Origin of the sequence: Segatella copri, from assembly GCF_009494835.1 — a bacterium.
In the GTDB taxonomy this organism is placed as follows: Bacteria; Bacteroidota; Bacteroidia; order Bacteroidales; family Bacteroidaceae; genus Prevotella; species Prevotella copri_F.
In genome coordinates, this window is the sequence record NZ_VZBE01000065.1 from 20,183 (window position 1) to 27,049 (window position 6,867).

Annotated in this window: 6 protein-coding genes; all 6 read right to left on the bottom strand. The window is 42.3% G+C overall.

Going from position 1 to position 6,867, the window contains the following annotated elements:
- Positions 1 to 187: 187 nt before the first annotated feature.
- Positions 188 to 919: a gliding motility protein GldL gene (gldL, locus tag F7D47_RS09710; RefSeq protein WP_153085981.1), complete on the bottom strand. Its 732-nt coding sequence runs from the start codon at positions 917 to 919 to the stop codon at positions 188 to 190.
- Between the two features lie 5 nt (positions 920 to 924).
- Positions 925 to 2,385 (bottom strand): SUMF1/EgtB/PvdO family nonheme iron enzyme, encoded by a 1,461-nt coding sequence (locus F7D47_RS09715; protein WP_153085980.1) that lies wholly within the window; start codon positions 2,383 to 2,385, stop codon positions 925 to 927.
- A 38-nt stretch (positions 2,386 to 2,423) separates the two neighbouring features.
- Positions 2,424 to 3,386 carry a PorP/SprF family type IX secretion system membrane protein gene (locus F7D47_RS09720; RefSeq protein ID WP_153085979.1) on the bottom strand — a complete coding sequence of 321 codons (963 nt, stop codon included), beginning with the start codon at positions 3,384 to 3,386 and terminating at the stop codon, positions 2,424 to 2,426.
- Between the two features lie 242 nt (positions 3,387 to 3,628).
- Positions 3,629 to 4,534, bottom strand: coding sequence for a nucleotidyl transferase AbiEii/AbiGii toxin family protein (locus F7D47_RS09725; protein ID WP_228113379.1), 906 nt, complete (start codon positions 4,532 to 4,534; stop codon positions 3,629 to 3,631).
- Positions 4,535 to 4,544: 10 nt separating this feature from the next.
- On the bottom strand, positions 4,545 to 5,174 hold the full coding sequence (locus F7D47_RS09730) for a DUF6088 family protein (protein ID WP_089543958.1): 630 nt from the start codon (positions 5,172 to 5,174) through the stop codon (positions 4,545 to 4,547).
- A 594-nt stretch (positions 5,175 to 5,768) separates the two neighbouring features.
- A partial coding sequence (locus F7D47_RS09735; protein WP_153085978.1) for an IS1380 family transposase occupies positions 5,769 to 6,867 on the bottom strand: 1,099 nt, incomplete at its 5' end.

Consider the following 6,867-nt stretch of genomic DNA (forward strand, 5'->3'; position numbering starts at 1 on the left):
TTTTCTTGATTTTCTCGACAATAGACTTGCCTTTGACACCGAATTCCTCATCTGTAGGAGTATTCAGCGCCAACATAGCCATCAGGATGACATACATCAGGTTAATCATCTTCTGGCGAGGCGAAACCGGTCTTTTCTTGATTGCCATGGATATAAATTTGCTTGATTCTATTTATTTTCTTCGTCTTTACTCTTCACTTGTTACATGAGGAGCCGCCACACGCATATTGATGGTCATGGCATCAATCATACGGGTATAAATCATGTTCAACTGTTCTATCTGCTTTGCCATCATCTTGGTCTGCTCATTGATCTGGTCAATGGTACCAATCTGCTGGCTGGCACTTTTCAGCTGCATCTCGTATACCCTGCTGATACCTGTCAAGGTACGGTTCAGATTCTCCATCTCCTCGCTGTCACGAGTCAGTCGGCTACTCTGTTCGTTTACCTTACTCAAGGTTTCTACCAGGCTCTTCAACTGTTCTACGTAGCTGTTCTGAACTTCTACCACCTCAGGATTAAGTGGAGTCAGTTCTGGCGCAGCAGTCATTACAGGAGAGACAGGAGAAGCAACCTGAGGTTGAATGGTTTCAGAACGATTCTTGGCAGTCATCATTTCTTCAGCCGACACCTTTCCTTCCAGATACTCCTCTGTAGCATGGGTAGGCAAGTCTCTACCTTCGGCAGTCTTGTCGAAAGGACGGTCGAAAGCAGAAAGGAAGAACACGAAAATCTCGGTTCCCATACCTAAGAAAAGCATGAAATTGGCACCAGGAAGATGGGTCAACTTAAAGAGGGTACCAGCGATTACGATAGAGGCACCCCAACTGTAAGCATAGTTAAGGAATGTCTGACCCGGCACACTATCCATCCACTTCTGCAAGCGGTATACGATATTGAATTTGCTATAATAGCTCATATTATTTATCTCCTATTCTTATTCTTCAATGGTTTCTGTTTTCCGCTTGCCGTAGTAGCAAGACTTCTCACGCAACGGAATCCGATGTATGAGCGAGGCTGATTCTGGTACTCGAAAGTGCGCCATGCCGAACGGATAAACGACTCAGGGTCTTTCCAGGAACCACCTCTTACACTCTTCTTCTTCAAACGGTAAGGATCTTCTATGGCAGCATTATACTGTAAAGTTGGGTTAAAATCGCTCATTGCGTCAACACCCGCCTCTGTATAAACGGTACTTGTCCACTCTGCCACATTACCAGCCATATCGTAAAGTCCATTAGAATTTGGCGAATAGATAGCCACCTTGCTGGTTATCAGGTTGCCGTCTTTGGTATAGTTGCCCCTGTCTGGTTTGAAATTGGCGTAAAAACAGCCATCCCCATTCTTCACATCCGCATTGTCCCAAGGAAATTCATTCTGGTTCTTGCCTCTTGCAGCATATTCCCATTCTGCCTCGGTTGGCAGACGGTAACGCTGTACAAATCTTGCTTCAGGACCTAAGCCCTTCAAAAGATAGTCTGTTCTCCAGGCGCAGAAGGCATTTGCCTGTTCCCAGGTAACCCCGACTACCGGATAGTCATTATACGCAGGATTGCTGAAATAACTTCTCAGATAGGTTTCATTCTCTGCATTTCTGAAGTCGTTTACCCAACAGGTAGTGTCAGGATAAACATTCACGATATAGGTGTTCAGGAAATCCCAAGGTCCTGAAAGCGGACGGTTGATAGTCTCACGCACCACTCTACCCTCATCATCGTAATAAGCGGTATCTTTCGAAATCATCACCACCTCTTCCGGATTTATCTTCACATCGGTGTTAAGGGTACGTTCCTGTGGATTCAGGCGGAACTTACGCTGAGCCGCAGCCGTATAATCATAGATTTCGTATTTATAGTTGAGCTGGTGCCAGTCGATGAGTTTTTCTCCTGTAACCGGATTGGTTTCATACAAACTTTCAAAAGCTCTCTGCTCATCCTCATTAGGTTTCTTAGGCAGCGCTTTCTTCCAGTTTACATGAGGTGTAACCGGATCGCCATTCTTATCTTCAGTAATCATGTAAGTCTCGTCGCCTCCATAAGCAGGATCAGCCAGACGTGTACGAAGGATAGAATCACGCACATAAGCCACAAACTGCTTATATTCTGAATTGGTGATTTCAGTATCATCCATCCAGAATCCATCCACCGACACATCCTTGCGTGGTGTTTTCATTCCCCAGAGTGAGTCTTGGGTCTCCATTCCCATTTTCAGGAAGCCACGGTTTATCTTTACCATACCATAAGGGGCTGGCTCTACAAAGCTTCTACCGCTCACGCCAACCACCTCGCCACCTCTGCCTGCAACAGAAGCTTGCTTGGCACCGAAGCAGCCGCTCAAGGTGAGCAATATAGCGAATGCACTAAGGAGCAATATACTTTTCTTCATTGTTTTATGATTCTACTATGTTCTTATTTCTATTTACATTATAATATTCTGACGCTCTGATGGCGGTTTCTGCCTTTCTTGGTCAGGTTGATATCGGTCTGATACCCTACAAAGAGTTCATGACTGCCATTTCCGGCACTGAGTTTGGAGGTGTATGCCTCGTAACTGTAACCAAGCACTACCCCATGGAAACTACCGCCTACCAGCACGGTAACCGATCTGTCCGGACTGTAGGTTACTCCACCATACAACATCCGTTTCTCATATTGGTAAACTAACCTTCCTGTCAGGTCGCCTCGCCATGTGGTACCATCTGTTGTAACAAGAACAGACGGCTTTATTGTTAAGAACGGATTTCTCAATCGAATATTGTATCCACCTGTCAAATAATATGTGGCATCTATTTTCAATTCGTTGGTCTCACCTAGATTTATCGTAGGCGATGTAAGATGCTGGGCAGAAAGTCCTACATACCAGGCCTTATGCTGATAATACAGACCCAGACTCAAATCCATTCCGCTTCCATTTACGTCTGAAGTAGAAAAGGCAGGGTCACCACTTTCTCCCAAATCCACCTTGCTTCCATCAAATTTCTCACTCAGCATGCCTCCTTGCACACCCACACTCAGCGTTCCACCCAGGAGTTTATTCTGCAAAGCATACTGTAAAGCCAGTCGCTGATGAGTAAAAAGACCAATCTGGTCATTCAGTAGCGACAAGCCTACTCCATGCCGGTGATTGAGCAAGAAGAAAGGCATGTCAGCCGCCACCTGAAAGGTACGGGGGTTATGTTCGAATCCAGCCATATCAAGTGCGTAGGCCGCCGCAACATTAAGTTTCGACTGCTTACCCACAGCAGCAGGATTGAATGATGGTTCCATGTCAAAATAATGACTAAAGGAAGGATCATACTGTGCCCTCATTTCGAGCACCCCCACTAGCAGAATCCATATAATGATAAATCTTTTCAACACAATAAGATAACGGAATTTCTTACACATTATTATATATAAGCAAGAAACAAAAGATGAAAAAGGCTACCCTCTTATAGGAGAGCAGCCCTATCATCGAGATTAATACTCGTCATCATTCCAGAGGAATATTAGGGCTGAATACCAAACACTTATAGCCTTCTAACTTTTTTATTGAACATTTTATTAAGGAGTAAAAGTCGCTAAAAGGCTTTTCTAAACCTATCTTGCAACTCCTTGATTCGCTCTAAAAGTTTTTCGAAAGATAAAGTCTAACCATAGATAAAGTGGTTACACATCTCTGCATAATCACCTTCCCAATCCTTCACCAACTCTTGCCTAGGAACGAAATCAATCTCACTAGGCATCAACTTAGAATAATCTACATACCCAACAGCATAGTATATGGAACGATGCTTAACTATACGCTCATACAAATCAATATCCTGCAGGGCTTGTTTGCCAAATTCTGTATCCATCAAGCGTTCGAGATCATAAAGATGTCTAGACATTCGGACATGACGAGGAGTCTGTTTCTGAAATTCCTCGCATAGCAGGAATGCCTTCTCTAGGAATGTTCGAGTAGGCACAACTGTTCTGACCGTAGCTGTAGCCGCCGCATCTTCTCCTGGGAAAGTCTGCTCAATATATGATGAAATCAAACGGTCTTCCGTAGGTTCATTCATAGACAAGCAACTAATCTCTATCTTAACTCTTGGCGGAATATACTCTATCGTATGACCAAGCATAGACTCATAATGAACGAGAATGACAGATGGATCCTTATCACTTGCAACGGGACTTGCCTTACCATCCTCATCAATTTCCTCTACTACATTTTCTATATGGTATCCTTCCACACCAAGTTTCTTTAGATTTTCATCCAACTCTGCTGAAACTGTATCAAGAAAATACCTACGTGCCTTCTTGCGAAGTTTTTCACGCTGATTCTTTGTCGTCTTCTCTATACCGAAGAATTCATGGCTTACAGATAAGTCTATATCCTCACTGAATCTTTCTATCAAATTCCATCCTTTACTGAGACTTGTACCTCCCTTAAAGATGAGTTGATCTGCACATGAACATTTGAAAAGAGCGTTGAGCACCACAGTTACCCACCAGTCCTTTTCAATTGCAACCTGATTAATACGAAACTTCTCTTCTGCACGTTGCAACATTGCTATTCGTTCATCTATTGTGTGATTTAACCAAAGTGTCATAATGCTCGTTTTTATCTATTATATCAGTTATCAGCTTTCTCATCCATACTGGCATGAGAGTAAGGTCTTGTACAAACAAGTCTTTATGTTCCTCTTCATTGACCAATTTTCTTATGGTAGAGAGTTCTTGATTACCTACATTCTTTTGTCCTAATGTTCTAAGAGCTTGTACAAGAAGCGCTGCCAACACTGTCTGAAAAGCAAAGTTCTTAGGAACACTTCTCTTCAACTCTATAGTCCGATTTCCAAGAGTCAAGACTCTTCCACTTCCCGATGTCAGATAAGTATATTTTGTAGGCACCTGTGTTGAGAGTCCAAGTTTGTTGAGCGCTGTAACTCCTGAAGGTTGTATTTGTACCTTATCTCGCTGGGCTATAGCCATCACCATTTCATCTATTGATGGATAGACTATCCCAAATCGGGTATTCTTAGGGCGAAGATAAACCCCATTAGCTAATCGAACTATATTTCCCTTTTTTTCTTCTACAGAAAGTGCACGACTTACCACCTTCTCATTATCATTGATGTCAGAGAAGTCTGAGATGAAGAGAATCTGCCCTTCACTTGTCTCGTATATACGGTTTGCTATTTCTGCCATATCGTTTTCTTTCTTTAATGGTGCAAAAATACAAAAAATCAGCGATATGTGTAACACCCCGCCGATTTAATTAACTTTTTTTATATAGAAAACTTTGCAAATATTTTCCACAATCACTTATTTTTATTCACTCTTAGCTGTCTGTGGTACTCACGGCTCTTGCGTTGTAGTTCTTCCTTATGACTGGCATAATATCGACGTTGATACTCTTTTTTCGTGGCAGTTTTTCACTCTTTAAGAGACATACAGGCAAATTCTCCGAATGAATCTGGATACTGCTTGATTATTGCAGTAAAGACTGCGGACAAGACCTGCACGACAATGGAGTTTCCGGCTCGCCAATATAGAGAATAGTCAGAAGTCTTACGATGACGACCATTTATAAACATAAGTTTCGCTATTTGTTCTTTTGTGTAACCTTCTTTACCTCAAATCCGCAACCTATAGGGTTTAGTGGGATTTTGCTTGCAAAGCGACAAAATTCATTTTATTGTACATATTTCTTGCACAACAGAAATGTCGCAGACACAAAATCCCCTTACCCCATAAAGCGACTTGAGGTAATACGCTGGTTTAACCAGAAAAGCATGGTCTTTAACCAAAGTCTGTCTTGAACAGGTTGGCATAAGCATTGTTGTCTGAGTAAATGTTCAATACATGCCTACGTGATGTCTTAATCCATTTCGCAGGAACAGAGATGAACTTGAAAACAAAGGTCTTGATTCTGCTGGTGGCACGCAATCCAAATTCATGGGTTTTCAATCTCTGCATAATAGCTTTGTAGAAGTTTCTGATGAGAGCTGTCATAAGCAGGAATACAGTATTCTGTGCCATGAACGATTTTGGCAATCGATTCCAGCCAAAGCCATTGTTCATGTCATCGAAGATGCGTTCCTTGCCACCACGAAGATTGTAGAATTCCACGATGTCTCTTGCACTCGACTTGTAATCGTTAGCCAGTATACATCTGTAGGTATATTCGCCTTCCCAAATGTCAAGGTCTCCATCTATTCGCCTTTGTCTCTGTATGACAAGACGATACGGTTTTCCTTTCCATTTCTCAACAAGGATAGAATTCAACTCAAACTCAATACCGTTGATTTCAACAGTTTTCCATCCAGTTAAGGCAAACATGGAATCGTAGAAAGAAGAGCATCTGTTGGCACGAATATAAAAATGCCTGCAATGAGCCTCTACCATATCTACGATTTCCTCCGAACATGAGCCGCAATCCATGCGGGCACGAGAAATATATATTTCCGAAGCCTCCAATCGCTTGAAGATTCTTTCCAAAGTTTCTTTTTGGTTGAAGCGCACGTTTGTGTTGCCGTCTCTATTTTCAATACCAACAATCATGTCGTTAATGACAGCTACACCTGGACTATAGCCCAAGAACTTCTTGTAGGTTGGTTTTGCATCATACTTCTCTGTTTCAATGAACTGATGGTCAAAGTCAAAATCATACTCTTGACCGGATTTCAATTGACCAGTAGCAAGCAGGGCATTGACCAGTAAGCAGTTCATCTTGTCTGCAGTATTGAAATCATAGGATTTGCCAGAAGCAGACTTATAGGTGATGCTCTTAAAAGTCAGTTCTTCGATAGCACGTAATATGGTGTCTGCGCTGCAAGTGCGAAGAGTTGGATGAAGAGACAAATGTTTCATCAGGTGAGTTGTAACATCCTCAATACAT

Bases quoted from the DNA above. Each gene is read 5' to 3' on its own strand.
- F7D47_RS09720 (WP_153085979.1), bottom strand. From the start codon at position 3,386: ATGTGTAAGAAATTCCGTTATCTTATTGTGTTGAAAAGATTTATCATT.
- gldL (WP_153085981.1), bottom strand. From the start codon at position 919: ATGAGCTATTATAGCAAATTCAATATCGTATACCGCTTGCAGAAGTGG.
- F7D47_RS09725 (WP_228113379.1), bottom strand. From the start codon at position 4,534: ATGTTGCAACGTGCAGAAGAGAAGTTTCGTATTAATCAGGTTGCAATT.
- F7D47_RS09730 (WP_089543958.1), bottom strand. From the start codon at position 5,174: ATGGCAGAAATAGCAAACCGTATATACGAGACAAGTGAAGGGCAGATT.
- F7D47_RS09715 (WP_153085980.1), bottom strand. From the start codon at position 2,385: ATGAAGAAAAGTATATTGCTCCTTAGTGCATTCGCTATATTGCTCACC.